Origin of the sequence: Streptomyces sp. NPDC017056, assembly GCF_044332485.1 — a bacterium.
Classification (GTDB): domain Bacteria; phylum Actinomycetota; class Actinomycetes; order Streptomycetales; family Streptomycetaceae; genus Streptomyces.
Map to the genome: position 1 here is coordinate 1 of NZ_JBIRPD010000021.1, position 26,127 is coordinate 26,127.

The window sequence follows — 26,127 nt, forward strand, 5'->3', positions numbered from 1 at the left end:
CCGAAACCCGCCAGGTCCTCATCCGCTCCCTGGACATGCTCCGCAACAAGCACGCCGACCTGCCCGCCCGCAAACACGGCAACCCACCCCAGTAAGGAGCCCGTTGTGCCCGTTCCCGACCCCGGCGCGTCCCTCTTCCGCATCGTCCGCGGTACGGCCGACGCCACCGAACTCGCCGCACTGACCGCGGTACTGATGGCCCGCGCCGCCCACCGCGACTCCCCGCAACCAGCCACCGCCGAACCGGCCCCCGTCTGGCGCCGCCCCGCCTACCACCCACCCGGCAGTTGGCGACGCGCCGCCTGACCCCCGGGCCCACGGCTCACCCTACGCGGTGGCGGCGCCGGATATCGCCGCAACGCCCACACCGCACCTAATGCGCACGCACAAAACCTCAGCTCAGGAACCCTTAGCAGCCTTCTCAAGAATCATCACGCACTCCACATGATGCGTAACCGGAAACAGATCGAGCGCCCGCATCCTTCGCGGCGCGTAGCCCGCCTCTGCGAAGTACTTCAGGTCGCGGGCCAGGGCTGCCGGGTCGCAGGCTACGTAGGCGATGCGGCGGGCGTTCAGGGAGGCGAGGTGGGCGACGGTTTCGCGGCCGGCGCCTGCGCGCGGGGGGTCCAGGACGATCAGGTCGACGTCCGAGATGCCGGTGCGGGGGAGGATTTGTTCGACCTTGCCGTGTTCGATGCGGACGCGGTCGAGGTCCTGGAGGTTGTGGCGGGCGTCTTCCGCGGCGCGCTTGCTGCTTTCGATGCCGAGGACGGCGCCCTTTTCGCCGACGCGGTCGGCCAGTGCGCCGGCGAAGAGGCCGACGCCGCAGTAGAGGTCGAGGGCCATGTCGCCCTTCTTCGGCATCAGGCCCTGCATGACGGCCTCGACCAGGAGGTCGGCCGCCTTGGGGTGGACCTGCCAGAAGCCGCCGTTGCCGACGCGCCAGGTGCGGTCGGCGGCGCGTTCGCGGACGAAGGGGCGGCCGTGGACGCGGTGGACGCCGCCGTCCTTCTCGTGCACGCGGAGGACCGAGACGGGCTTGTCGAGTTCGACGATGGGCAGGCGGCCGCCGGGGCGGGGGGTCAGGACGACCTGGCGGTCGTTCGAGCCGGTGGCGGCGATGGCCTCGACGGTGGCGATCTGGGGCCAGTCGCGCTTTTCGATGCCGAGTTCGGAGACGCCGGGGGCGGCGATCAGGCAGTGGTCGACGGGCTGGACGTCGTGGGAGCGGTGCTTGCGGAGGCCCACCCGGCCTTCGGCGTCGATGGCGTACTGGACGCGGGTGCGCCAGGCCGGGACCTCGCCCTTGGGGACCTTGTCGCCGGGGGCCGGTTCGACCGTGCCGTCCCAGCGGGCCTCCTCGGGGGTCAGGCCGGCCAGGCGGGACAGCTGCTCGGTGATCACGTCGGCCTTGAGGCGGCGCTGCGCGCCGGGGGCGGCGTGCTGCCAGTCGCAGCCGCCGCACTTGCCGGGTCCCGAGAAGGGGCAGGGGGCCTCGACGCGGTCCTTGGAGGGGGTGAGGATCTCGATGGCGTCGGTGCGGAGGAAGCGGGCGCCTTCTTCGCCGTCGGTGACGCGGGCGATGACGCGTTCGCCGGGGAGGGCGTGCCGTACGAAGAGGACCTGGCCCTCGTCCGTTCGGGCGACGCAGTGGCCGCCGTGTGCGACGGGGCCGACCTCGACCTCGTACTCCTCGCCTACCAGCGACTTCTTCGGTTCGGTCTGCATGGTGGGAGGACTCCTGGGGTGGGACGGGAGAAGAGGGCTGAGCGGCGGATGCCGACCTGCAAGTCTACGGGGCGGGCGGACGGAGTCCGAACCGGGAGCGGGGGCGGAGGGGCGGGGCGGCAGCACACGGGCCCGGGCCTCCCTGGGGGAGGTCCGGGCCCGTGCAGCAGGCAGACGTTACTTGCGCGCCGCCGCCTTCTCCTTCTTCGGCTGGGCGACCGGGCCCCGGCGCACCGCGCCCGGCGCGTTCCACTCGGCGCGCTTGCGGGCGCGCTTCTTGGCGGCCTCGGAGGAGTCGAGCTGCCAGGGGACGGAGGTGACCATGACGCCGGGGGTGAACAGGAGGCGGCCCTTGAGGCGCAGGGCGCTCTGGTTGTGGAGGAGGTGTTCGTACCAGTGGCCGACGACGTACTCCGGGATGTAGACGGAGACGGCGTCGCGCGGGCTCTCGCGGCGCAGGGATTTGACGTAGTCGATGATGGGGCGGGTGATCTCGCGGTAGGGGGAGGCGAGGACCTTCAGGGGGACGTCGATGTTGCGGCGTTCCCACTCCGTCTTGAGGGCCTTGGTCTCGGCCGGGTCGACGTCGACGCTGACCGCTTCGAGGGTGCCGGAGCGCATCAGCTTGGCGTAGCTGAGGGCGCGCAGGGTGGGCTTGTGGACCTTGGAGACCAGGACGATCGAGTGGACGCGGGAGGGGCGTACCGCCTCGTCGCCGGGGACGTCCTCGGCGGCGATCTCCTCGGCGACCCGGTCGTAGTGGCGGCGGATCGCGGTCATGGTGGCGTAGAAGATGACCATGCCGAGGACCGCGACCCAGGCGCCGTGGCTGAACTTGGTCAGCAGGACGACGACGAGCACCAGGCCGGTGAGGGTGGCGCCGAAGGCGTTGATCGCCCGCGAGCGGTGCATCCGGCGGCGCTTGGCCGGCTCCTTCTCGGTCAGCAGGTGGCGGTTCCAGTGGCGGACCATGCCGATCTGGCTGAGCGTGAAGGAGACGAAGACGCCGACGATGTAGAGCTGGATCAGGCGGGTGGAGTCCGCGCCGTAGATGTAGACGAGGACGATGGCCGCGCCGGCGAGCAGCACGATGCCGTTGGAGAAGGCCAGCCGGTCGCCGCGGGTGTGCAGCTGGCGCGGCAGGTAGCGGTCCTGGGCGAGGATCGAGCCGAGCAGCGGGAAGCCGTTGTACGCGGTGTTCGCGGCGAGGAAGAGGACCAGGGCGGTGGCGGCGGCGAGCACGACGAAGAAGAACGTGCCGTCGCCGAAGACCGCGGCGGCGACCTGCGAGATGACGGGGTTCTGGGTGTAGCCGGAGCCGACCGGGACGCCGTTGTGCAGCAGGTCCGTGGCGGGCGTCTCCGCCATCTTCACGTCGGTGGCCATGGCCAGGCCGATGATGCCGCAGAACATGGTGACGGCCAGGCCGCCCATCAGGGCCAGGGTGGTGGCGGCGTTCTTGGACTTGGGCTTGCGGAAGGCGGGGACGCCGTTGGAGATCGCCTCGACGCCGGTGAGCGCGGCGCAGCCGGAGGAGAAGGCGCGCAGCAGGAGGAAGACGAGAGCGAAGCCGGCGAGGCCGCCCTGTTCGGCGTGGATGGTGAAGTCGGCGGTGGGCGCCTTCATGGTGTCACCCATGATCGCGCCGCGCACCACGCCCCAGATGATCATGATGAAGACGCCGGCGACGAAGATGTACGTCGGGATCGCGAAGAGCTTGCCGGACTCCTTGACGCCGCGCAGGTTCATCAGCGTCAGCAGCACGATCATGACGATGGCGCAGAGCGTCTTGTGCTCGGTGACGAACGGGATCGCCGAGCCCAGGTTCTCCACGCCGGAGGAGATGGAGACGGCGACGGTCAGGACGTAGTCGACCAGCAGGGCGCTGGCGACGGTCAGCCCGGCCTTGGGCCCGAGGTTGGTGTTGGCGACCTCGTAGTCGCCGCCGCCGCTCGGGTAGGCGTGCACATTCTGCCGGTAGGACGCCACGACCGTGAACATCAGCACCACGACCGCGAGCGCGATCCAGGGGCTGAAGTGGTACGCCGACACACCCGCGACGGACAGGACGAGCAGTACCTCGCCCGGGGCGTAGGCCACGGAGGACAGCGGGTCGGAGGCGAACACGGGGAGTGCGATGCGCTTGGGGAGAAGGGTCTCGCCGAGCTTGTCGCTGCGCAGTGCGCGCCCGATAAGGATCCGTTTGGGCACGTCGGTCAGTTTGGACACGCAGAGGATGCTAAGCCTTCGTCAAGGCACGCGCCCACCCGCCACCCGTGCGGGCGTGGGCGTTGTGCCCGTATGCCGAGGCCGCATTTCCCGGCCACAGCGGCCACCAGCGGATTCATCGTCCCTGCACAGACCGGACCTGCGGCCCGGCGGCGCCTCTTCTTCTCTACGACTTCTTAACGCCCCGGCATTTCTACGCCTTCTTAACGCCCGCCGGCGAGGCGCGCCCCGGCGGAGCGCCGACATCCTCACCCCCGTCGAGGATGTCGGCGGCCTGCCGCCGGCCGGCGCCGGCGGCGGCGTTCCCGCCGGTTCCTCGATGGTGGCAGGGCGGCGGGGCCCCGCACATTGCCGGATCCCGGCAATCTTTATGCATCCCTGATGGCCTGTTAACGGGCCACGGCCTTGCGGTGCGGCGCGACCGGGCAGGGGAACCGAAGGCCGGATTCCGCCCCTGGGGCAGCCGTCAGAGCGGCTTGTCCGGCCAGCCCAGCAGGCGGGCGCCCATCGCCGCCGTCTCCAGCGTGAACCGCTGGAGGCCGTCGGCCGGGTCGTAGCCCGTCAGGAACCTGATGCGCTCCAGGCGGTACGACAGGGTGCGCACGCTGATCTTCAGGCGGCGGGCCGCCTCGGCGTTCACATAGCCGGCCGCCGCGCACGCACCGATCGTCTCCAGGAGCGGTCCCGCGCCGCCGCGTGACTGCGTCAGCGGCCCCAGCACGGTCCGTACGAGGTCGGCCATGGCCGCGCGGTCCCGCAGCAGCACGGGGAAGACCAGCAGGTCGGCGGCGCGCAGCACGGGCCCGTCGAGGTCCAGCTGCTCGGCCAGCTCCAGCGCGCCGAGGGCTTCCTCGTACGAGCGCACCACGCCGCCCGCGCCGGAGTGCGCCCGGCCGATGGCCACCCGCCGCGCGCCCTGCCTGCCCACGTCGGGGCAGCGCGCGTAGGTGGCGAAGGCGTCCAGGACCGCGCGCTCGCTGCTCGCGCCGACGCAGACCAGCCGGCCTTCCTTGGTGGTGATCAGGACGTCGCGGTCGCCGAACCGGCCGAGGAGTTCGCGTTCGACCCGGCGGGCGACCGGGTGGATGTCGTCGAAGGGCTCGTCGCCCTCGGCGACGGCGACCGCGTGCTCGTAGGCGAGCCGCAGTCCGAACCGTTCGGCGCGCTCGGCCAGCCGCCCCAGGTCGCTGCGCCCGTACAGCAGGTCGTCGACGAACTCTCGGCGCTCGGCCTCCATCTGCCGTACGGCGAGCCGCTGCGCCCGTTCGTGTCCCTCGCCGAACGCGGCGATGGCGGCGTCCACGGCGCCGAGCAGGGCGTCGCCGGTACGGGCCCGCTCGGTCGCGCCCGCGGCCCGTGCGACGCCCGGCAGCGTGCCCCACACCCGCCGCGTCTCGCCCAGGAAGAGGCCGACCAGTTCGCGCAGCCCGTGGCCCGACTCGGCGGCCCGCTCCCCCAGCTCGCGCAGCGCGTCCAGTTCCGCGCGCCGCGGCAGCCGCCCGGTCTCGGACACCTCGCCGAGGAGCGTGGCGTACCCCTCCAGATACTCCGGGGACATCCCGCCTCGCTTCACCGTCCGCGCTCCCTGCCGCCGCACCGTTCACCGCTCCGGCTTTCGGAGCACCGTCCATCCTGCCGGACGGCGCGTGGTGCGCCGGAGCAGGCCCGTCCGGGCCCTCGGCGGTGCCCGGACGGCCCTCGCCTGCTACGGGGCGGGGCGTCCTGAGCGGGCGTGCCGGGAGATCAGTTCGCCGAGGCCCTGGCGGGTGGCGACCAGGAGGACGTGGTCCTGCGGCCGCAGTTCGTAGCCGTCGCCGAGTTCCCCTGCGAGGCGGGCGCGCGGGCGCTCCTGTGGTTCCTCGTACGCGGGCTCCGGCGGGCCGTCGTCGGGGGCCGAGGTGTCCACGGCCAGGACGCGGAGCAGGCCGGGCCGGAAGACGTCGGCGATCTTGCGGCCCTCCAGGGCGGCGTGGCCCCGTACCCCGACCCGGGCGACGAGCAGCACCCGCCGCTCGACGGGGATGGCGCCGAGGATCTGACGTCCCATCATCGCGCCGGCGAAGGCGGGGGCGGCCAGGAAGCTGACGCTGCGGCTGCGGGTGCGCGCCTGGGGGTGGGCGGCGCGCAGTGTGCGGTAGACGGCGGTGGCGAAGCGGTCGTCGAACAGGCGCAGCGTCACGCGCAGCTGCGGCTTTACCGAGCGGGCGTAGAGCGCTGCCTCCAAATTGGTGGTGTCGTCGCTGGTGAGGGCGAGCAGGGCATGCGCGCGTTGGATCTTCGCGGCTTCCAGTACGCCTTCGTGCGTGACGTCTCCCACCACCGTCGGCACGCGCAGCCGGCGCGCCAGCGCGATGCCGCGCGCGTCGGGGTCCGCCTCCACACACACCACGGGGGTGCCCAGCTCGTGCAGCCGGGCCAGCACTCGCGTGCCGACCTTTCCGAGGCCGAGCAGCACCACGTGCCCGGACAGGCCGCGCGGCGGGCGGCGCAGCGCGGAGGCGTTGCGGAAGGTGCCCAGTCCTTCCAGCGCGGCGGCGACCAGGACCGGCAGCAGCAGCAAGCCGGTGAGGCCGGACAACAGTTGCAGCACCTTGCGGGAGACCGGTTCGCCGATGGCCGGTTCGTTGATGGCGAAGAGGTCGAGGAGAGAGAGGTACGCGGCGTGCAGCGGGGAATCGCCGGTCGCCAAGGAGGAGGCGACGGCCAGCGCGAGTACGGCCCCGACGACGCCGGCCAGCGACCAGCGCAGCCGGCGGGAGAAGAAGGAGCGCAGCGGCGCGCCCCTGCCACGGAGGCCGCCCAGGCGGCGCAGTGCGGCCGGTCCGCCCCGCCGCGCCTGGCTGAGCGATTCCCCCCGTCCGCCAGGTCGCGACTGCCTGCCCTGGTAGGAGACGGTTTCCAGGACGACGGTGCCGCGCCCGTCGGCGGCCGCTGCGGTGGCTTCGTCCGGAAGGAGTTCCGGGCCCTCGTCGGCGGGCCCTTCCGTCCCGGCCGCCCGGCCGGCGTCGCCCCCTGCCGTATCGGCGACGTCGGCCGCCGCGGTCAGGACGGCGAGCGGGCACAGTCCGGAGGTGGCGGCCGGGCCCGGCCCTGCGGGGCCGCGCTCCACGGCGCGCAGCAGCAGGCCGTCGGCCTCGATGACCTTGCTGGTGCCGGCCACGGCGGTGGCGGCCAGCGCGGGGGCCACGGTGTCGGCGTCGGACAGGACCGTGGTCGACGCGTCGGCGCCCTCGCCGTCGAGGGCGCCGACGGCCGCGGCCTGGTCGAGCAACTGCTCCAGGTACTGACCGAGTTTGCGGTTGTAGAGCCGGATCACCAGCCGCAGGCGCGGGTTGAGCCGCCGGGCGCGCAGCGCGGCGTGGATGTTGGTCTCGTCGTCGTCGTAGACGAGCGCGAGGGCGCCCGCCGTGCCGATGCCGGCCTCGGCGAGGGTGTCGTCGTCGGCCTCCGCCGCCTCCAGGACCCGTATGGGCTCGTCGGGCTCCCCCGCGTCCCCCGCCTCGTCGCCCGGCGCTCCGGGCGGGCCAGCCGGCGTACGGACCATGGCCGCCGACACCCGCCCCAGCAGTGCCTGGGCCCGCCCCAGCGCCCCGGCGGGCGGCGGGATGCGGGGCCGGTGCGGCTCTCTCGCGGAGGGGACGACGAGGGTCACCCGCTCGCGGTAGACGTCCTTGAGTTCGGCGGCGAGGCGGCGCGCGAGGGCGTCGTCGCCGCAGACGACCATATGCGGGGTGGCTGGCACCTGTCGGGACTGCTGGGGCTCGGTGGACACGAGGCTCAGCGTGCCCTACGGAGCGGCCGGGGCGCACGCGGTCACGGCCTGCCGCGGGGCTCGCGCTCGGGCGGACGGGCCCGGTCCCGGACCGGCCGGGCGCCGGCGGGCGCGCCCCGGGGCGTACGCTCCCGCTTCCTTGATCGACGACCAGAATTCCGGCCGGACCGCAAGGAAACTTACTCTTCACTTATGTTCTCTTGGCACTTTCTTAACACTTTGGACGGCCAGGTGAGCGAACTGCGTGGCTGCAGCGGCCTCCATGGGAGGTAGCGTGGTCGCCGAACACGCCAGGTCGAAGCAGCCGGCGTCACAGCACAGTGAAAGGTGCGAGGTAGGGGCCGATGCACATCGTCATCATGGGGTGCGGGCGGGTGGGTTCCGCGCTCGCACAGACCTTGGAGAGCCAGGGTCATACGATCGCGGTGGTCGACCAGGACCCCACCGCCTTCCGCCGCCTGGGCGCCGGATTCGGCGGCCGCCGGGTGACCGGAGTCGGCTTCGACCAGGACACGCTGCGCGAGGCCGGGATCGAGGAGGCGGGCGCCTTCGCCGCCGTCAGCAGCGGCGACAACTCCAACATCATCGCGGCCCGGGTGGCCCGCGAGATGTTCGGCGTGGAGAACGTCGCGGCCCGTATCTACGACCCGCGCCGCGCCGAGGTCTACCAGCGGCTGGGCATCCCGACCGTCGCCACCGTGCGCTGGACGGCGGACCAGATGCTGCGCCGGCTGCTGCCCTCCGGGGCCGAGCCGCTGTGGCGCGACCCGAGCGGCGGCGTCCAGCTCGCCGAGGTGCACACCTCGCCGTCCTGGGTGGGCCACAAGATCAGCCAGCTGCAGGAGGAGACCGGCGTACGCGTCGCCTTCCTCACCCGGCTGGGCGAGGCGATGCTGCCGACCTCGCAGACCGTGTTGCAAGAAGGCGACCTGGTGCACGTGATGATGCGCACCGACGAGGTCGAGAAGGTGGAAGCGGTGTTCGCCGAAGGGCCCGAGGAGGCGCACGCATGAGGGTCGCTATCGCGGGCGCGGGCGCGGTGGGCCGGTCCATCGCGGGCGAGCTGCTGGAGAACGGGCACGAGATCCTGCTCATCGACAAGGCGCCGACGGCGATCTCGGTCGAGCGGGTGCCGCTGGCGGAGTGGCTGCTGGCCGACGCCTGCGAGATCACCTCGCTGGACGAGGCCGCGCTGCAGCGCTGCAACGTCGTCATCGCGGCGACCGGCGACGACAAGGTCAACCTCGTCGTCTCGCTGCTCGCCAAGACCGAGTACGGCGTGCCGCGGGTGGTGGCCCGCGTGAACAACCCCAAGAACGAGTGGCTGTTCAACGAGGCGTGGGGCGTGGACGTCGCGGTCTCCACCCCGCGGCTGATGTCGGCGCTGGTCGAGGAGGCGGTGAGCGTCGGCGATCTCGTACGGCTGCTGCGCTTCAGCCACGGCGACGCCAACCTTGTCGAGCTGACGCTGCCCCCGGAGGCGGCGCTGGCCGGCACCCGGGTCGGCGACGTCCAGTGGCCGGAGGACACCTCGCTGGTCACGATCATCCGCGGCAACCGGGTGCTCACTCCGAACAAGGAGGACGCGCTGGAGGCCGGCGACGAGCTGCTGTTCGTCGCGGCCCAGTCGCGCGAGGAGCAGTTGGAGGACCTGCTGTCGGTCCGCCGCGAGGTGTGACCGCGGCCGGAACGTAGTACGTGACGGCGAAGGGCCGGGAACCTCGGAGGTTCCCGGCCCTTCGGCGTTCGTACCGCCCGGCGTCAGCCCCGGTGCTGCGGGGTGCGGGGCTGCTCGGCGGCCATCGCCTGCGGCGTGACGTCCTTGGCGAGGTCGGTGGCCACCGCGTCCAGGACACCGTTCTCCAGCGTCGCGCGCTCGCGCCGCGCCTTCGCCTCCTCCTCGGCCTTCTCCTTGGCCTCCGTCTCCGCGAAGACGTCGATGGGCGCCGGCGCCTTGGCCAGGAACAGCCAGGTCAGCCAGACCGCCAGCAGGAACGGCGGGATTTTCAGCGCGATCAGCACCCAGCCCAGGTGCGCGGTGTCCGCCCACCAGTACAGCGGGAAGAGGACCGCGCACTTGGCGAGCAGGATCGCGCCCCAGGCGTAGCTGGCCTTGGCGTACGCCTTCTTGCGGCCCGGGTTGCGGGTGCGCCAGGAGAGGTTCTCCTTGAACACCGGCCCGAGGATCAGGCCGATCAGCGGGGCGCCGGCCAGCGTGGTGACGATGTAGGCGACGCCCAGGCCCAGCGTGTAGAGCATGCCGGGCAGGTAGAAGTCCTTGGCGTTGCCGGTCATCATCGCGAAGACCACGCCGAAGGCCACCCCGAAGACGCCGCTGAACGCGTGCTTGACGGTGTCCTTGCGGACCAGGCGCGCGACGCCCAGCACCAGCGAGACCACCAGGGCGGCGATCGCGGAGACGTGCAGGTCCTTGTTGACCGTGTAGATCGTGACGAACAGCAGGCCGGGCAGCACGGTCTCCACCATGCCGCGCACGCCGCCGAAGGCCTCGAACAGGGCGGCTTCGGTGACGGCTCTGCCGTCGGGCGCTGCGTCCTGCTCCTGGGCCGGCTCGCCGGCCGGTCCGGTGGTTCGGGTCGGTCGGTCGTCAGACGTCACCGGCTACTCCTGTCCGAGTGGTCGGAGTTCGTATTTCGGATTGAACAGCACCCGGCGTCCGTGACTCAGCGAGATCCGGCCCGAGGCGATGAGCTTGCGTCCCGGCTCTATGCCGACGATGGAACGGCGGCCGAGCCACACCACGTCCAGCGCGGCGGAGCCGTCGAACAGCTCCGCCTCCAGCGCGGGCACACCGGCGCGCGGCCGCAGCGTCACGTGGCGCAGGGTACCGGTGACCTTGACTATCTGCCGGTCGTCGCAGTCGCATATACGGGTGCAGCCCGTGTCGTGCGCGTCCTGCTGCAGCTCGGCGGACTCCAGCTCCTCCTCGGAGGAGGACAGCCTGTCGAGCATCCGGCGGAAACGGCCTGCCGGCTTCTCGGATCGGGTCCCAGCACTCATGAACCCAGCGTACCGGTGCCCGGCACCCCGGATCACTGCGCCGGACGGCGCCGGACGGCCCGGGTGCCCGGCCCGCGCCCTACTGCTCGAAGCGGTAGCCCATGCCCGGCTCGGTGACGAAGTGCCGGGGGTGCGAGGGGTCGCTCTCCAGCTTCCGGCGCAGCTGCGCCATGTAGACCCGCAGGTAGTTGGTCTCGGTGCCGTACGAGGGCCCCCAGACCTCCTGGAGGAGCTGCTTCTGACTGACGAGACGTCCCGTATTGCGGACCAGGACTTCCAGCAGATGCCACTCGGTCGGCGTAAGGCGTACGTCCCGGCCCTCGCGGTTGACCTTCTTCGCGGCCAGGTCGACGGTGAACCCGTCGGTCTCCACGATCACCGCGTCCTCGGCGGGCCCGGTCGGCTCGGCCCTGCGCACCGCGGCGCGCAGCCGTGCCAGCAGCTCGTCCATCCCGAAGGGCTTGGTGACGTAGTCGTCAGCGCCCGCGTCCAGCGCCTCGACCTTCTCGTCCGAGGTCTGCCGGGCGGAGAGCACCAGGATCGGCACCCGGGTCCAGCCGCGCAGCCCCTTGATCACCTCCACGCCGTCCATGTCGGGCAGGCCGAGGTCCAGGACGATGACGTCGGGGTGGCGGGCGGCGGCCAGCTTCAGGGCGGTGGCCCCGTCGGGGGCGGCGTCCACCTCGTACTTGCGCGCCTTCAGGTTGATCACGAGGGCACGTACGATCTGCGGCTCGTCGTCGACCACAAGCACCCGGTTCACTGTCGTTCTCCTCGTGGTGGGGAAACCCGCCGGGCCCTGCCCGCGCGGTGTCGGCTGGATGGCGGCCCGGGGAACCCCCGGCGGCCCGCGGTCACGTCGTCGCCTGGGCCGGCAGGTCGGGCCGCACCGGCGGCCGCCCTGCCGCGGCCCGCAGGGTGAGGACCATGGTCATGCCGCCGCCGGGGGTGTCCTCGGCGGCGAGGGTGCCGCCCATCGACTCGGCGAAGCCGCGGGCGACGGCGAGGCCCAGGCCCACGCCCGCGCCGCGCGGGGCGTCCCCGTACCGCTGGAACGGCTCGAAGATGCGGTCCTTGGAGCTGTCGGGCACGCCGGGGCCCCGGTCGGCGATGCGCAGTTCGACGCGGTCGCCGAGGGCGCTGGCGGAGACCAGCACGCGCTCGCCCTCCGGGCTGTACTTGACGGCGTTCTCGACCAGGTTGGCCACGGAGCGCTCCAGCAGGCCGGGGTCGACGGCGACGATCGGCAGTTCCTCGGGGATGTCGAGGGTGACGCTGCCCTCGGGGACGCCGCCGAGCGCCATCGGCACCACCTCGTCCAGGTCGATCTCGCGGATCAGCGGGGTGACCGTACCCGTCTGGAGGCGGGACATGTCCAGCAGGTTGCCCACCAGGTGGTCCAGCCGGTCGGCGCCCGCCTCGATGCCCTCCAGCAGCTCCGCCTCGTCCTCCTCGGACCAGGCGACGTCGTCGGAGCGCAGCGAGGTCACCGACGCCTTGATGCTCGCGAGCGGCGTGCGCAGGTCGTGGCTGACGGCGGCCAGCAGCGCCGTACGGATGCGGTTGCCCTCGGCCAGCTCGCGGGCCCGCTCCGCCTCGCCGACCAGCCGCTGCCGGTCCAGTACGACGGCGGCCTGCGCGGCGAAGGCGGCCAGCACGCGGCGGTCCTCGGCGGGCAGCACCCGGCCGGTCAGCGCCAGCGCCATGTGGTCGCCGACCGGCATGTCCACGTCCGCGTCCTCGGGCCGCAGCAGGGGCTCGGCCTCCGGCCCTTCGCCGGCACTGCCGACCCGGCCCGCGCAGGTCCACGGCTCGACGTCGCCGGCGCGCTCCAGCAGCGCCACCGAGTCCATGCCGAACGTCTCCCGTACCCGTTCCAGCAGCGCGTCCAGCGTCGTCTCGCCGCGCAGCACGCTGCCCGCCAGGAAGGAGAGGATCTCCGACTCGGCGCGCAGCCGCGCCGCCTGGTGGGTGCGGCGGGCGGCCAGGTCGACGACGGAGGCGACCGAGACGGCGACCGCGAAGAAGATCAGGATCGCGACGATGTTCTTCGGGTCGTAGATGGTGATCGAGTGGGTGGGCGGCGTGAAGTAGAAGTTCAGGAGCACCGAGCCGACGGCGGCCGCGGCGAGCGCCGGCAGCAGCCCGCCGACCAGCGCGGCGGCGACGGTCAGGAACAGGAAGAGCAGGACGTCGTTGGCCAGCCCCGGGCCGTTGTCGATGGCGGTGAGCAGCACCGACAGCAGGACGGGGGCCACCACGCCGAGCAGCCAGCCGGCGACGATCCTGGCCCGGCCGAGGCGGGCGCCGCGCGCCACGGGCAGGCCGCGGCCCTTGGCGACCTCGTCGTGCGTGACGATGTGGACGTCCAGGTCGGGTCCCGAGTCGCGGGCGACGGTGGCGCCGACGCCCGGCCCGAAGACGTACTGCCACGTCTTGCGGCGGCTGGAGCCCAGCACGATCTGCGTGGCGTTGACGCCGCGCGCGAACTCCAGCAGCGCGCTCGGTATGTCGTCGCCTATGACGTGGTGGAACGTCCCGCCGAGGTCCTCCACGAGCGTGCGCTGTACGGCGAGTTCCTTGGGCGAGGCCGAGGTCAGCCCGTCGCTGCGCGCGATGTAGACGGCGAGCACCTCGCTGCCCGAGCCCTTGGCCGCCATCCGGGACGCGCGGCGGATGAGCGTACGCCCCTCGGGGCCGCCGGTCAGGCCGACGACGATACGCTCGCGTCCCGCCCAGATCGTCGAGACGCTGTGCTCGGTGCGGTACTGCTGGAGGTACTCGTCGACGCGGTCGGCGACCCACAGCAGGGCCAGCTCGCGCAGCGCGGTCAGGTTGCCCGGCCGGAAGTAGTTGGACAGGGCGGCGTCCACCTTGTCGGGCTTGTAGATGTTGCCGTGCGCCATGCGCCGCCGGATGGCCTGTGGCGACATGTCGACCAGCTCGATCTGGTCGGCACGGCGGACGATCTCGTCGGGCACGGTCTCGCGCTGCCGTACGCCCGTTATCGACTCGACGACGTCACCCAGCGATTCGAGGTGCTGGATGTTGACCGTCGAGATCACGTCGATACCGGCCTCCAGCAGCTCCTCCACGTCCTGCCAGCGCTTGGTGTTGCGGGAGCCGGGCACGTTCGTGTGCGCGAGCTCGTCGACGAGCGCGACGGCGGGGCGGCGTTCCAGCACCGCGTCCACGTCCATCTCGGTGAACGTCGACCCGCGGTACTCCAGCTCCGCGCGCTGGATCTGCTCCAGGCCGTGCAGCATGACCTCGGTACGGGGCCGGTCGTGGTGCTCGACGAACGCCACCACGGCGTCCGTGCCGCGCTCCACCCGCCGGTGCGCCTCGGACAGCATCGAGTACGTCTTGCCGACGCCCGGTGCAGCGCCGAGGTAGATCCGTAGCTTGCCGCGTGCCATGGCCCCATTGTCTTACGTGAAGGCCGCCCCCACCGGGCTGAACCTGATGCGACCCTACCGACCGCACACCGCCACAAAAGCCGCAGGTAGCGGCTTCGGCCCAGGTCTTGACGCGACTCTGATACAGGGCGCAGGCCCACCGCGCCCCGGGTTTCCCGGCCCGCACCGCCGCGGCGGAAACCGTTCGCCCTCCCGCCCCGGCGCGACGACGATGGCAGCCATGACCGACGTACACACCCGTATCGCGCACACCGCCGACCTGGATGCCGCCACCCGCGCCATGGCACGGACGCTCCTGTACGACGTCTTCGAGGACGACATGACCGAGGAGGACTGGGACCACGCCCTCGGCGGCGTGCACGCACTGGTCTGGGAGGGCGACGAACTGATCGGTCACGCCTCGGTCGTACAGCGGCAGCTGCTGCACGCCGGCCGGGCCCTGCGGTGCGGCTACGTGGAAGGCGTCGGCGTCCGCGCCGACCGGCGCGGCAGGGGCCACGGCGCGGCCGCGATGACGGCCCTGGAACGGGTGATCCGCGACGCCTACGACCTGGGCGCCCTGTGCGCGTCCGACGGCGCCGCGGCCTTCTACGTCGCCCGCGGCTGGCGCCTGTGGCAGGGCCCGTCCGCCGTCCTCGCCCCTTCCGGTATCCGCCCCACCAAGGAGGAGGACGGCACCATCCACGTCCTCCCGGGAGCCGCGCCCTTGGACCTCACGGGACAACTGGCGTGCGACTGGAGGAGCGGGGACGTGTGGTGACGGCGGCGCGCCCGCGGAGGCGCGGGAACGGCGCCAGGCCCGCCCGTGGTGTACGGGCGGGCCTGGCGCCGGGGACGCGGGCCGGTGGTTCGCACCGGCACCTGTCTACTTGAGCAGCTCCTTGAGTCCCATGTTCAGCTTCAGGACGTTGACCCGGGGCTCGCCCATGAAGCCGAGGATTCGGCCCTCGGTGGTGGCCTCCACCAGGTGCTCGACCTTGGCGGGGTCCAGGCGGTTTTCCTTGGCCACTCGGTTGACCTGGAGTTTTGCGTACTCCGGGGAGATGTCCGGGTCGAGGCCCGAGCCGGAGGAGGTGACGGCGTCGGCCGGGACCTGCGACTGGGGGACGCCGTACGTCTTGGAGACCCACTCCTTGCGTTCCTTGACCGCGGCGATCAGGTCGGTGTTGGTGGCGCCCTGGTTGGTGGCGCCGGAGACCTGGAGGTCGTACTGGGTGTTGACGTCGTTGGTCTTGTTGCTGCCCAGGCCGGCGGACGGGCGGGGCTGGAAGTAGCGGAGGTCGGGAATCGGGTTGCCCTTGGCGTCGGTGCCCTTGTCGTAGCGCTGGCCGAGGAGTTCGGAGCCGACGACCTTGCCGTCCTGTGTCACCTCCGAGCCGTTGGCCTTGCCGTGGAAGGCGGCCTGGGCGACGCCGGTGACGACGAGGGGGTAGAGCACGCCGCAGACCACGGTTAGGACGAGCAGGGCGCGCAGGCCGGCGCCGAGGAGCCGGCCGCTGGAGCGTACCGCGTTGTTCATGTCAGTCACCCGATCCCGGGGATCGCAGAGATGAGCAGGTCGATGAGTTTGATGCCGACGAACGGAGCGATCAGGCCGCCGAGTCCGTAGATGCCGAGGTTGCGGCGGAGCATCCGGTCCGCGCTGACCGGGCGGTAGCGCACGCCCTTGAGGGCGAGCGGTACGAGCGCGACGATGATGAGCGCGTTGAAGACGATCGCGGACAGGATCGCGGACTGCGAGCTGTGCAGCCGCATGATGTTGAGCGTGTCCAGGCCCGGGTAGGCCACCGCGAACATCGCCGGGATGATCGCGAAGTACTTCGCGACGTCGTTGGCGATCGAGAAGGTGGTCAGGGCGCCCCGGGTGATCAGGAGCTGTTTGCCGATCTCGACGATCTCGATGAGCTTGGTGGGGTTGGAGTCCAGGTCCACCATGTTCCCGGCCTCCTTGGCGGCCGAGGTGCCGGTGTTCATGGCGACGCCCACGTCCGCCTGGGCGAGGGCCGGCGCGTCGTTGGTGCCGTCGCCGGTCATGGCGACCAGCTTGCCGCCGGCCTGCTCGCGCTTGATGAGCGCCATCTTGTCCTCGGGCGTGGCCTCCGCGAGGAAGTCGTCCACGCCCGCCTCGTCGGCGATGGCCTTGGCCGTCAGCGGGTTGTCGCCCGTGATCATGACGGTCTTGATGCCCATCTTGCGCAGTTCGACGAAGCGTTCGCGCATGCCGTCCTTGACGACGTCCTTGAGGTGGATGACGCCGAGGACGCGGGCGCCCCGCCCGTCCTCCAGGGCGACCAGCAGCGGCGTGCCGCCGGCCTCGGAGATGCCGTTGGCCAGCAGATCGGCGTCGTCGGGGACGGTGCCGCCCTGCTCCTTGACCCAGGCGATCACCGAACCGGACGCGCCCTTGCGCACCTTGCGTACGGTGCCGTCCTCGGTCACGTCCACGCCCGACATGCGGGTCTGGGCGGTGAAGGGCACCCACTCGGCGTCGGCCAGTTCGCCCTGGTGGCGCTCGCGCAGGCCGTACTTCTCCTTGGCCAGGACGACGATCGAGCGGCCCTCGGGCGTCTCGTCGGCGAGCGAGGACAGCTGGGCGGCGTCGGCGACCTCGGCCTCGGTCACGCCCTTGACCGGGACGAACTCGGCGGCCTGCCGGTTGCCGAGGGTGATGGTGCCGGTCTTGTCGAGCAGCAGGGTGGAGACGTCGCCGGCGGCTTCGACCGCGCGCCCCGACATGGCCAGCACGTTGCGCTGGACCAGGCGGTCCATGCCCGCGATGCCGATGGCCGACAGCAGCGCGCCGATCGTCGTCGGGATCAGGCAGACCAGCAGCGCCAGCAGGACGATCATGGGCTGCTCGGCGCCCGCGTAGATCGCGAACGGCTGGAGGGTCACCACGGCCAGCAGGAAGACGACGGTCAGCGAGGCGAGCAGGATGTTCAGCGCGATCTCGTTCGGCGTCTTCTGCCGGGCGGCACCCTCGACGAGGTTGATCATCCGGTCGATGAAGGTCTCGCCGGGCTTCGTCGTGATCTTGATGACGATCCGGTCGGACAGCACCTTCGTACCGCCGGTCACCGCCGACCGGTCACCGCCGGACTCCCGGATGACCGGCGCCGACTCGCCCGTGATGGCGGACTCGTCGACCGACGCGACACCCTCGACGACGTCGCCGTCACCGGGGATGATGTCGCCCGCCTCGCAGACGACGAGGTCGCCGATGCGCAGCTCCGTGCCGGGCACCTGCTCCTCCGCCGAGCCGTTCAGCCGCCGCGCCACCGTGTCGGTCTTGGCCTTGCGCAGCGTGTCCGCCTGCGCCTTGCCGCGCCCCTCGGCCACCGCCTCCGCCAGGTTGGCGAAGATCACGGTGAGCCAGAGCCAGACGGCGATGGCCCAGCCGAACCAGTCCGAGGGGGACGCCACGGCGAAGCACGTGGTCAGTACGGAACCGACCTCGACCACGAACATCACGGGGGACTTGACCATCACCCGCGGGTCCAGCTTGCGCACCGCGTCCGGCAGCGACCTGACCAGCTGCGCCGGGTCGAAGAGCCCCCCGCCGACACGGCCGTCGCCGTCCGGCTTGTGCCCGCTGGGTACGTCCTGGTGCGGCGCGCGGGTCGGTGTTGCGGTGGACATGGAGCGGCGCTCCTCTTGCTGTACGTCGTTTACGTCGGTCGTCATGACAGCCCTTCCGCGATCGGGCCGAGGGCCAGCGCCGGGAAGTAGGTCAGACCGGTGATGATCAGGATCGTGCCGACCAGCAGTCCCGCGAAGAGCGGCTTCTCGGTACGGAGCGTGCCCGCCGTCTCCGGGACCGGCTGCTGCTCGGCGAGCGAGCCCGCCAGGGCCAGGACGAACACCATCGGCAGGAAGCGGCCGAGCAGCATCGCCAGCCCGATCGCGGTGTTGTACCAGGGCGTGTTGGCGTTCAGGCCGCCGAAGGCCGAGCCGTTGTTGTTGGCGCCGGAGGTGAACGCGTACAGCACCTCGGAGAAGCCGTGCGAACCGGCGCCCAGCGACTTGGTGTTGAGCATCGAGCCCAGCGCGTCCGGCATCACCATCGACGCGGCGGTGAAGCCGAGCACGAGGGTCGGGGTGATGAGGATGTAGCAGGCCGCGAGCTTGATCTCGCGGGTGCCGATCTTCTTGCCCAGGTACTCGGGCGTACGGCCCACCATCAGGCCCGCGATGAACACCGCGATCACGGCCATCACGAGCATGCCGTACAGGCCGGAGCCGACACCGCCGGGGGCGATCTCGCCCAGCATCATGCCCAGCAGCTGGATGCCGCCGCCGAAGGCCGTGAAGGAGTCGTGGAAACCGTCCACGGCGCCGGTCGAGGTGAGGGTGGTGGCGACGGAGAAGATCGACGAGCCGCCGACGCCGAAGCGGTTCTCCTTGCCCTCCATCGCCGCGCCGGCCGCCTGGAGCGCCGGGCCGCCGTGCGCGAACTCGGTCCACATCATCAGCGCGGTGAAGCCGAGCCAGATGACGCCCATCGTGGCCAGGATCGCGTAGCCCTGCCGTACGTTGCCGACGAGGCGGCCGAAGGTACGGGTCAGCGCGAACGGGATGACCAGGATGAGGAAGACCTGGAAGAGGTTGGTGAAACCGTTCGGGTTCTCGAAGGGGTGGGCCGAGTTGGCGTTGAAGTAGCCGCCGCCGTTGGTGCCCAGCAGCTTGACGACCTCCTGCGACGCGACCGCGCCGCCGTTGGTCTGCCGGGTGCCGCCCATGAACTGCCCGACCTCGTGGATGCCGGAGAAGTTCTGGATCGCGCCGCACGCGACCAGCACGAGCGCCCCGATGACGGCGATCGGCACCAGCACGCGCACGGTGCCGCGCACCAGGTCCGCCCAGAAGTTGCCCAGGTCGCCGGTACGGGTCCGGGAGAAGCCGCGTACCAGGGCGATCGCGACGGCCATGCCGGTCGCCGCTGAGACGAAGTTCTGCACCGCCAGGCCCGCCGTCTGCACGACGTGGCCCATGGCCTGCTCACCGCTGTAGGACTGCCAGTTGGTGTTCGCGACGAAGGACGCGGCGGTGTTGAACGCCTGGTCCGGGCTGATCGACGCGAAGCCGAGCGACAGCGGCAGGCTGCCCTGCAGGCGCTGTAGCAGGTAGAGGAAGAGCACGCCGGCCACGGAGAAGGCGAGGACGCCGCGCAGATACGCGGGCCAGCGCATCTGCGTGTCCGGGTTGGCGCCGATGCAGCGGTAGATCACCTTCTCTACGCGCAGGTGTTTGCGCGAGCTGTACATGGCGGCCATGTAGTCGCCGAGGGGGCGGTACGCCAGGGCGAGCGCCGCGACGAGCGCGGTGAGCTGGAGCACGCCGGCCAGGATGGGGCTCATCGGGACGCTCAGAACCTCTCCGGGAAGACGAGGGCGAGGACCAAGTAGCCGAGCAGGGCGACGGCGACGATCAGGCCGACGACGTTCTCGATGGTCACAGCTTCGTCACCCCCTTGGCGACGAGAGCCACCAGCGCGAAGACCGCGAGCGTGGTGACGACGAAGGCCACGTCGGCCATCGTGTGCTCCTAATGGGATCGGTTGAACGGACCCCTAGAGCAAACCCCCAACCTGACCGTTTCCGACCGCCGTTGACGTCTCCCTTACGGCCATTAGCGCCCCATTGACGATTCCCATACGCTCCGCGCCCTGACCTGCAAAAACACCCATGGGCCGCACCCCTCGAAAGAGAGTGCGACCCATGGGCAGCGCATAAAACCGGCCGCGGGAGCGCCGAAAACGGCGCCCGGCGTCAGCGGATTTCCGTGATCTCCGGGCCCCGCTCCAGGCGTTCCACGCCGCCGCCGAAGCGGGAGGTCTCGGCGGCCTCCTGTTGGACGCCGTCGGGGACCATCTGGGCGTCCTCGGGGAGCTTGAGGACGATGGGGTCGCGGGGGGCCATGGGGGCCTCGCCGCGGACGACCACGGTGTCCTTGAAGATGTGCTCCAGGATGCCGGCGGCCTGCGGCTGGACCGCGCCCTGGCCGGAGATGACACCGCGCAGGAACCAGCGCGGGCCGTCGACGCCGACGAAGCGCACGACCTGGACGCCGTTGGTGCCGTCCGGGAGCTGTACGGGGACCTGCGCGCGCAGCTCCCAGCCCAGCGGGCCCTCGACCTCGTCGATGACGCCGCCCTGCTGGGTGATGCCGACGCCGATCTCCTCGCGGACCTCGCCCCAGATGCCCTCCTTCTTCGGAGCGGCGAACGCCTGGAGCTGCACGGCGCTGTCCTGGAGCACCACGGTCGCCGCGACGATCGCGTCGCCCGCGACCTCCACGCGCAGTTCCATGCCCTCGACGCCGGGCACGAACATGCCGCCCAGGTCGACGCGCCCCTCGGCGGCGTCGGTGACCTCGGAGAGGTCCCAGGGGCCGTCGGGCCGGGGGGCCGGGGGCAGGTTCACCCGCCGCTCCTCCCCGCCGGGCTCGGCAGCCCCGTCCGCGGAAGTCTCGTCCGAGACCGGCCCGTCGGCGGCTTCCGCTGCCCGGGCCGACTCTTCGGGAGCCTCGTTCTTCTTGCGACGTCCGAACACGTCACTGTCCTTCCCGGTCGGCACCGACCGATGCGTATCCATTCCCACCCGTGGAGCCGTCCACCGCCGCATGACCGCCGGTGGAACCGAATCCCCCCTCGGCCCGCGCCGAGCCGGGAAGTTCCGCCACCTCGTGGAAGCGCACCTTCTCGACCTGCTGGACGACCAGTTGGGCAATCCGGTCGAACCTCTCGAACCGCACGCTCTCGCGCGGGTCCAGATTGACCACGATCACCTTGATTTCCCCACGGTACCCGGCATCCACCGTCCCGGGGGCATTCACGAGCGCCACTCCGCAGCGGGCGGCCAGGCCCGAGCGGGGGTGCACGAACGCCGCGTACCCGTCGGGCAGCGCGATGGACACTCCGGTCGGCAGCACCGCCCGCTCCCCCGGAGCGAGTTCCGCCGCCTCGGTGGTCACCAGGTCGGCGCCCGCGTCACCGGGGTGCCCGTAGGCGGGCAGCGGAACCTCGGGGTCCAGACGCCTGATGAGCACGTCCACCGGATTGCGTACCTGACTCACGGGTTCACCTCAAAAGCACGAGCTCGTCTGACCTGGTCCGGGTCGGCCATCGCGGCCCGGATCTCGGCCGGCCTTCCGTTGTCGACGAAGTGGTCGACCTTCACCTCGATGAAGACGGCGTCGGCGCGCACCGCGACCGGGCCCTGCGGCCCGCCGATGCGCCCCACCGCCGTCGAGTAGATCTTGCGGCCGTGGACGGCGGTTATCTCCGCGTCCAGGTGCAGCACCGTGCCGAGCGGTACGGGCCGCAGGAAGTCGGTCTCCAGCCTGCCGGTCACCGCGATCACCCGCAGCAGCCAGTTGAGCGAGCCCAGCGTCTCGTCCAGCGCGGTGGCCAGCACCCCGCCGTGCGCGAGCCCCGGCGCGCCCTGGTGGGCCTCCTTGACGGTGAACTCGGCGGTGACCCGCACGCCGTCCCCGGCGCGGGCCTGCAGCTGGAGCCCGTGGGACTGCGCCGCGCCGCACCCGAAGCACTGGTCGTAGTGCGCGCCGAGAAGTTCCCCCGGCGCGGGGGCGTCCGGATGCCGCACCGGGGCGACGGCGTCGGCCGGCGGGGTCAGCCGCGTCGGGGCCTTGTCGGTTCCACTCACGAGTGCAGACCCTACCCGCGCGCGTAACCGGCCTGCGCCGCCGTGCCAAGCTGGAGCCATGCAGTCGTACGAAGAACGCCTCACCGCGCCCCGCTCCTGGTGGGTGATCGCCGGGCTGATCGGCATCGCCTGTGCCCTGATGCTGCTCCCGCTGGGGACGCTGCCGATGCTCGGCGGGCTGATCGGCGGCGCGGCGCTGGCCGCGGTGGCGGTCAGCTCGTACGGCTCGGTGCGCATCCGCGTGGTGGGCGACTCGCTGATCGCCGGTGACGCCCGGATCCCGGTGGCGGCGCTGGGCGAGGCGCGGGTGCTGGACGCCGAGGAGGCGCTGGCGTGGCGTACGCACAAGGCCGACACCCGGGCGTTCATGCTGCTGCGCAGCTATGTCCGCACGGCCGTACGGGTGGAGATCACGGACCCGGCGGACCCGACGCCGTACGCGTACCTCTCGACGCGCGAGCCGGAGCGCCTGGTGGCCGCGCTGGCGGCCGTACGGCCCTGAGCCGTCTCCGTGGGGCCCGGCGGGGCGGCGGGGGCGCCGACGGGCGGCACAGCGGCCTTCCCGGGGGTACGGAGCGGGATTCCGGCAGGCCGGTGAGCCGCGGCCGGGAGGCCGGGAAGCCCTCGGCCGGTGCGAGGGGCGGTCCGAAAGAGGCCGTCAGCCGGCCTCGGGTGCCGGGAGGGCCGTCGTGTCGGCCTCCGGCAGGGCGTCCCACGGCACCTGGTTGGCGCGCAGGTCCTTGCGGATCTTGTCCGCGAGCTTCTTGGTGTCCCGCCGGTTCATGAACGCGCCGACCGCGGCGCCGACCATGAACGGCGTCAGGTTCGGCAGGTTGCGCAGCGTGCGCTTCATGATCTGCTGGCGCAGCTCGCGCTTCATCTGCCCGCCGAGCGCCGCGTTGAGCGTCGTCGGCTTGGTGACGTCGATGCCGCGTTCCTCGGTCCAGGACGTCAGATAGGCCATGGAGCGCGGCTTGAGGCCGCCCGGGGGACGCAGTCCGTAGACCTCGTGGAGCTCGGCGATGAGCTTGATCTCCACGGATGCCACCCCGACGACCTCGGCGGCCAGCTCGGCCGGCATGGCGGGCGGTACGGGCAGCATCGCCGCCGCGCCGACCCCCGCTCCCACGGTGGCGGTGCCGTTCATGGCACCCGAGACGAGCTTGTCGGCCAGTTCCTCGGGGGTCAGGCCGGGAAACTGCCTGCGCAACGCCGCCAGGTCGCGGACCGGGATCCGCGGGGCGTTGTCGATGATGCGGTCGGCGACGGCCGCCAGGGCCTTGCGGGCGCCCGCCCGGCCTCTTCTGCCGCCGCGGCCCACAGCCGCTGCGAGCGAGGCCGCGCGGCCTCGCTCCCTTGGTGCACCGGTCGTCCGCTTTGCGGGCAGGGCGGTCGGGTCGGCGGGCACGGGCGCGGTTTCGTCGCGTGATCGTGCGCCTGCCGCCGGGCCTTTCTCGCCCTTGTGGCCCTTGCGGAACGGGTTCACGCCCGCCACGGCGTAGACCTGTCTCAGGCCGCGCAGTCGCGGCAGATCGGCTGGCCGTTCTTGTCCTCCGCGGCCAGCTGGCTGCGGTGGTGGACCAGGAAGCAGCTCATGCACGTGAACTCGTCCTGCTGCTTGGGCAGCACCCGGACGGCGAGTTCTTCGTTGGACAGGTCGGCGCCGGGCAGCTCCAGGCCCTCGGCCTGCTCGAACTCGTCGACGTCGACGGCCGAGGCGGACTTGTCGTTCCGCCGCGACTTCAGTTCCTCGATGCTGTCCTCGTTGAGGTCGTCATCTGTCTTGCGTGGGGTGTCGTAATCCGTAGCCATGTCGCTCTCCCCCTCTGGGTGTCTGCGGTGTCTCCAGCGCACGTAACGCGTGAGAGGCCGGACTTGTGCCCGACCTGAGGCGGAGATTTTGCCTCACATCAAAGTCTGTTACTCAATCGACACCCAACCGCACCCCTGAAGAGGTGATCGGTTTGGATGGCGATCAGGACCGTACACGGTCCGAATGTCGCACCTCGCGCACGCCATCACGTGTACTTCCCGTGATCAAGGCCCTTGGAAACCCGCATTTTCCCGGCCTTCCGCCAACCTTTTCGATCACGGAGAGTAGATGGCGCGAATCTCACGCCTGTGAGCGATCACACACGTACGGGTCGTCGGGCGGACCGTAGGAATTCAGCGCAAAGCGAACTCGGCGAAGGATCCATGGCCGCCCGGCATCCCGTCAAGCCCGGGGGGCCGACGTGCGGAGGGCGACCAAGAGTGCCAAGAAGTGGGGTCTCGGGTCAAAAAGGACAGCCGGCGGGGCGCCAGGAACCCTGGCGCCCCGGTCTCACAGCGGCAGGACGACGCGCATGACCAGGCCGCCGCCCTCGCGGGGCGTGGCGGTGATGCTGCCGTCGTGGGCGCGCACCACGGAGCGCACGATGGACAGGCCCAGGCCCACGCCCTTGTCGCTGCCGGTGCGCTCGGTACGCAGCCGCCGGAAGGGCTCGAAGAGGTTCTCCACCTCGTAGGCGGGAACGGCCGGACCGGTGTTGGAGACCACCAGCACCGCACACCCCTGCTGTGGCTCAGTGGTCACCTCCACCCAGCCCTCTTGCGCAATGTTGTAGCGCACCGCGTTCTGCACCAGGTTCAGCGCGATGCGCTCCAGCAGGACGCCGTTGCCCTGTACGAACGCCTGCTGCCGTACGCCCCGGATCTCCACGCCCTTGGCCTGCGCCTCCGCGCGCGCCTGGTCGAGGGCCTGCGAGGCCACCTCCGCCAGGTCCACCGGCTTCTTGTCCACGATCTTGTTCTCGCTGCGGGCCAGCAGCAGCAAGCCCTCCACCAGCTGCTCACTGCGCTCGTTGGTCGCCAGCAGCGTCTTGCCCAGCTGCGCCAGCTCCGGCGACGCGTCCGGATCGGCGAGCTGCACCTCCAGCAGCGTCCGGTTGATCGCCAACGGCGTGCGCAGCTCGTGCGAGGCGTTGGCCACGAAGCGGCGCTGCGACTCGAAGGCCCGGTCCAGCCGGTCCAGCATCTCGTCGAAGGTGTCCGCCAGCTCCTTGAGCTCGTCGTCCGGGCCGCCCAGCTCGATCCGCCGGTGCAGGTCCGAACCGGCGACCCGCTGGGCGGTACGGGTGATGCGGCCCAGCGGCGACAGCACCCGCCCGGCCATCGCGTACCCGAAGGCGAACGCCACCACCGTCAGCCCCAGCAACGCCAGGAGAGAGCGGTTGAGCAGGGTGTTCAGGGCCTGGGCGCGCTGGTGCTGGAGGCAGGTCTGGATCGCCTGGGTGAAGATCTCCCCGGAGGTGTCGGTGGGCAGGTTGCAGACGTTGCTGGTGGCCGTGAAGTTGCCCCGGAGGATCTTGACGGGCAGCTCGCTGCCTTCCTGCAGGGCGTTGGCGGCCAGCATGTAGATGATCGTGAGCAGCACGATGCCGGCCATCAGGAACATGCCGCCGTAGAGCAGCGTGAGCCGTATCCGGATGGTCGGGCGGAGCCAGGGGAAGGGCCGTACGTTGGCCGGTTTGGGGTCCCAGGTGGGCATGGGCGGAGTGGCGGGCGGCGGGGTGGACGCCTTGGACGAAGCCGGCATCGACGATCAGATCCGGTAGCCCGAGCCCGGCACCGTGACGATCACCGCGGGTTCGCCGAGTTTCCGGCGCAGGGTCATGACGGTGACCCGGACGACGTTCGTGAACGGGTCGGTGTTCTCGTCCCAGGCCTTCTCCAGCAGCTGCTCGGCCGAGACGACCGTGCCCTCGCTGCGCATCAGGACCTCCAGCACCGCGAACTCCTTCGGCGCGAGCTGGACCTCCTTGCCGTCGCGGAAGACCTCGCGGCGGTTCGGGTCCAGCTTGATGCCGGCCCGCTCCAGCACGGGCGGCAGGGCGACCGTCGTACGGCGTCCCAGCGCCCTTACCCGGGCGGTCAGCTCGGAGAAGGCGAAGGGCTTGGGGAGGTAGTCGTCCGCGCCGATCTCCAGGCCCTCCACGCGGTCGCTGACGTCGCCGGACGCGGTGAGCATCAGCACGCGGGTGGGCATGCCCAGCTCGACGATCTTGCGGCAGACGTCGTCGCCGTGCACGAGCGGGAGGTCCCGGTCCAGGACCACCACGTCGTAGTCGTTGATCTCGATGCGTTCCAGGGCGGCGGCGCCGTCGTACACCACGTCGACGGCCATGGCCTCCCGGCGCAGCCCGGTGGCCACCGCATCGGCGAGCAGCTGCTCGTCCTCGACGACGAGTACACGCACGTCGCTAGTCCTTCCTCACGGCCCTGGTCGTACCGGGGCACCACAAACTCGGAGCCC

Annotated in this window: 24 protein-coding genes; 5 read left to right on the plus strand and 19 right to left on the minus strand. The window is 71.4% G+C overall.

Features of this window, described 5'->3' with window-relative positions; translation table 11 throughout:
• The first annotated feature begins 105 nt into the window (after window positions 1-105).
• Window positions 106-306: an acyl-CoA carboxylase subunit epsilon gene (locus ACH4OW_RS31010; RefSeq protein ID WP_398031111.1), complete on the plus strand. Its 201-nt coding sequence runs from the start codon at window positions 106-108 to the stop codon at window positions 304-306.
• Window positions 307-399: 93 nt separating this feature from the next.
• On the opposite strand, the gene ACH4OW_RS31015 is transcribed toward ACH4OW_RS31010, so the two are convergent.
• The 4 genes from ACH4OW_RS31015 to ACH4OW_RS31030 all read right to left on the minus strand — a co-directional run bounded on the left by ACH4OW_RS31015 (window position 400) and on the right by ACH4OW_RS31030 (window position 7,681).
• Complete coding sequence (locus ACH4OW_RS31015; protein ID WP_398031112.1) at window positions 400-1,728, minus strand: class I SAM-dependent RNA methyltransferase; 1,329 nt, start codon at window positions 1,726-1,728, stop codon at window positions 400-402.
• 177 nt (window positions 1,729-1,905) lie between these two features.
• Complete coding sequence (locus tag ACH4OW_RS31020) at window positions 1,906-3,957, minus strand: APC family permease (RefSeq protein WP_360133583.1); 2,052 nt, start codon at window positions 3,955-3,957, stop codon at window positions 1,906-1,908.
• Window positions 3,958-4,423: 466 nt separating this feature from the next.
• The gene (locus ACH4OW_RS31025) at window positions 4,424-5,515 is read right to left on the minus strand and encodes a PucR family transcriptional regulator (protein WP_398031227.1); all 1,092 of its coding nucleotides are present in this window, start codon (window positions 5,513-5,515) and stop codon (window positions 4,424-4,426) included.
• A 147-nt stretch (window positions 5,516-5,662) separates the two neighbouring features.
• Window positions 5,663-7,681: an NAD-binding protein gene (locus tag ACH4OW_RS31030; RefSeq protein ID WP_398031228.1), complete on the minus strand. Its 2,019-nt coding sequence runs from the start codon at window positions 7,679-7,681 to the stop codon at window positions 5,663-5,665.
• Between the two features lie 392 nt (window positions 7,682-8,073).
• On the opposite strand from ACH4OW_RS31030, the gene ACH4OW_RS31035 reads away from it, so the two are divergent.
• Complete coding sequence (locus ACH4OW_RS31035) at window positions 8,074-8,742, plus strand: TrkA family potassium uptake protein (RefSeq protein WP_360133577.1); 669 nt, start codon at window positions 8,074-8,076, stop codon at window positions 8,740-8,742.
• Window positions 8,739-9,407 (plus strand): TrkA family potassium uptake protein, encoded by a 669-nt coding sequence (locus ACH4OW_RS31040; protein WP_360133575.1) that lies wholly within the window; start codon window positions 8,739-8,741, stop codon window positions 9,405-9,407. The genes ACH4OW_RS31035 and ACH4OW_RS31040 overlap by 4 nt, the downstream gene beginning before the upstream one ends.
• A gap of 83 nt (window positions 9,408-9,490) precedes the next feature.
• On the opposite strand, the gene ACH4OW_RS31045 is transcribed toward ACH4OW_RS31040, so the two are convergent.
• The 4 genes from ACH4OW_RS31045 to ACH4OW_RS31060 form a co-directional block, all read right to left on the minus strand.
• On the minus strand, window positions 9,491-10,348 hold the full coding sequence (locus ACH4OW_RS31045) for a DUF3159 domain-containing protein (protein ID WP_360133572.1): 858 nt from the start codon (window positions 10,346-10,348) through the stop codon (window positions 9,491-9,493).
• A 3-nt stretch (window positions 10,349-10,351) separates the two neighbouring features.
• Entirely contained in the window at window positions 10,352-10,750 is a 399-nt protein-coding gene (locus tag ACH4OW_RS31050; RefSeq protein ID WP_360133570.1) for an OB-fold nucleic acid binding domain-containing protein, read from the minus strand.
• Window positions 10,751-10,829: 79 nt separating this feature from the next.
• On the minus strand, window positions 10,830-11,513 hold the full coding sequence (locus ACH4OW_RS31055; protein WP_360133567.1) for a response regulator: 684 nt from the start codon (window positions 11,511-11,513) through the stop codon (window positions 10,830-10,832).
• A gap of 91 nt (window positions 11,514-11,604) precedes the next feature.
• Window positions 11,605-14,169 carry a sensor histidine kinase KdpD gene (locus tag ACH4OW_RS31060; protein ID WP_360133564.1) on the minus strand — a complete coding sequence of 855 codons (2,565 nt, stop codon included), beginning with the start codon at window positions 14,167-14,169 and terminating at the stop codon, window positions 11,605-11,607.
• A 220-nt stretch (window positions 14,170-14,389) separates the two neighbouring features.
• Between ACH4OW_RS31060 and ACH4OW_RS31065 the strand changes: the two genes are divergently transcribed.
• Window positions 14,390-14,929 (plus strand): GNAT family N-acetyltransferase, encoded by a 540-nt coding sequence (locus ACH4OW_RS31065; protein ID WP_398031115.1) that lies wholly within the window; start codon window positions 14,390-14,392, stop codon window positions 14,927-14,929.
• Window positions 14,930-15,034: 105 nt separating this feature from the next.
• Here the strand turns inward: ACH4OW_RS31065 and kdpC are convergent, their stop codons facing one another.
• The 7 genes from kdpC to ACH4OW_RS31100 all read right to left on the minus strand — a co-directional run bounded on the left by kdpC (window position 15,035) and on the right by ACH4OW_RS31100 (window position 21,833).
• Window positions 15,035-15,688, minus strand: coding sequence for a potassium-transporting ATPase subunit KdpC (gene kdpC / locus ACH4OW_RS31070; protein WP_398031116.1), 654 nt, complete (start codon window positions 15,686-15,688; stop codon window positions 15,035-15,037).
• Between the two features lie 5 nt (window positions 15,689-15,693).
• Window positions 15,694-17,808 (minus strand): potassium-transporting ATPase subunit KdpB, encoded by a 2,115-nt coding sequence (kdpB, locus tag ACH4OW_RS31075; RefSeq protein ID WP_398031229.1) that lies wholly within the window; start codon window positions 17,806-17,808, stop codon window positions 15,694-15,696.
• Between the two features lie 41 nt (window positions 17,809-17,849).
• A complete protein-coding gene (kdpA, locus tag ACH4OW_RS31080; RefSeq protein WP_398031118.1) occupies window positions 17,850-19,526 on the minus strand; it encodes a potassium-transporting ATPase subunit KdpA in 1,677 nt (558 codons plus the stop codon).
• 8 nt (window positions 19,527-19,534) lie between these two features.
• The gene (gene kdpF, locus ACH4OW_RS31085) at window positions 19,535-19,624 is read right to left on the minus strand and encodes a K(+)-transporting ATPase subunit F (RefSeq protein WP_003982525.1); all 90 of its coding nucleotides are present in this window, start codon (window positions 19,622-19,624) and stop codon (window positions 19,535-19,537) included.
• A gap of 313 nt (window positions 19,625-19,937) precedes the next feature.
• Complete coding sequence (locus ACH4OW_RS31090) at window positions 19,938-20,720, minus strand: DUF3710 domain-containing protein (protein WP_360133548.1); 783 nt, start codon at window positions 20,718-20,720, stop codon at window positions 19,938-19,940.
• 1 nt (window position 20,721) lies between these two features.
• Window positions 20,722-21,243 (minus strand): dUTP diphosphatase, encoded by a 522-nt coding sequence (gene dut, locus ACH4OW_RS31095; protein WP_360133545.1) that lies wholly within the window; start codon window positions 21,241-21,243, stop codon window positions 20,722-20,724.
• Window positions 21,240-21,833, minus strand: coding sequence for a PaaI family thioesterase (locus ACH4OW_RS31100; protein ID WP_398031120.1), 594 nt, complete (start codon window positions 21,831-21,833; stop codon window positions 21,240-21,242). The genes dut and ACH4OW_RS31100 overlap by 4 nt, the downstream gene beginning before the upstream one ends.
• A gap of 58 nt (window positions 21,834-21,891) precedes the next feature.
• Here ACH4OW_RS31100 and ACH4OW_RS31105 point away from each other — a divergent pair, with 58 nt between their 5' ends.
• Entirely contained in the window at window positions 21,892-22,335 is a 444-nt protein-coding gene (locus ACH4OW_RS31105) for a DUF3093 domain-containing protein (protein WP_360133539.1), read from the plus strand.
• Window positions 22,336-22,491: 156 nt separating this feature from the next.
• Here the strand turns inward: ACH4OW_RS31105 and ACH4OW_RS31110 are convergent, their stop codons facing one another.
• From ACH4OW_RS31110 to ACH4OW_RS31125, 4 genes are all read right to left on the minus strand, one after another.
• Window positions 22,492-23,328: a hypothetical protein gene (locus tag ACH4OW_RS31110; RefSeq protein ID WP_360133536.1), complete on the minus strand. Its 837-nt coding sequence runs from the start codon at window positions 23,326-23,328 to the stop codon at window positions 22,492-22,494.
• A gap of 14 nt (window positions 23,329-23,342) precedes the next feature.
• On the minus strand, window positions 23,343-23,645 hold the full coding sequence (locus ACH4OW_RS31115) for a DUF4193 domain-containing protein (RefSeq protein WP_003982531.1): 303 nt from the start codon (window positions 23,643-23,645) through the stop codon (window positions 23,343-23,345).
• 511 nt (window positions 23,646-24,156) lie between these two features.
• The gene (locus ACH4OW_RS31120; protein WP_360133533.1) at window positions 24,157-25,410 is read right to left on the minus strand and encodes a HAMP domain-containing sensor histidine kinase; all 1,254 of its coding nucleotides are present in this window, start codon (window positions 25,408-25,410) and stop codon (window positions 24,157-24,159) included.
• Window positions 25,411-25,416: 6 nt separating this feature from the next.
• The gene (locus ACH4OW_RS31125) at window positions 25,417-26,070 is read right to left on the minus strand and encodes a response regulator transcription factor (RefSeq protein ID WP_360133530.1); all 654 of its coding nucleotides are present in this window, start codon (window positions 26,068-26,070) and stop codon (window positions 25,417-25,419) included.
• Between the last annotated feature and the right edge of the window lie 57 nt (window positions 26,071-26,127).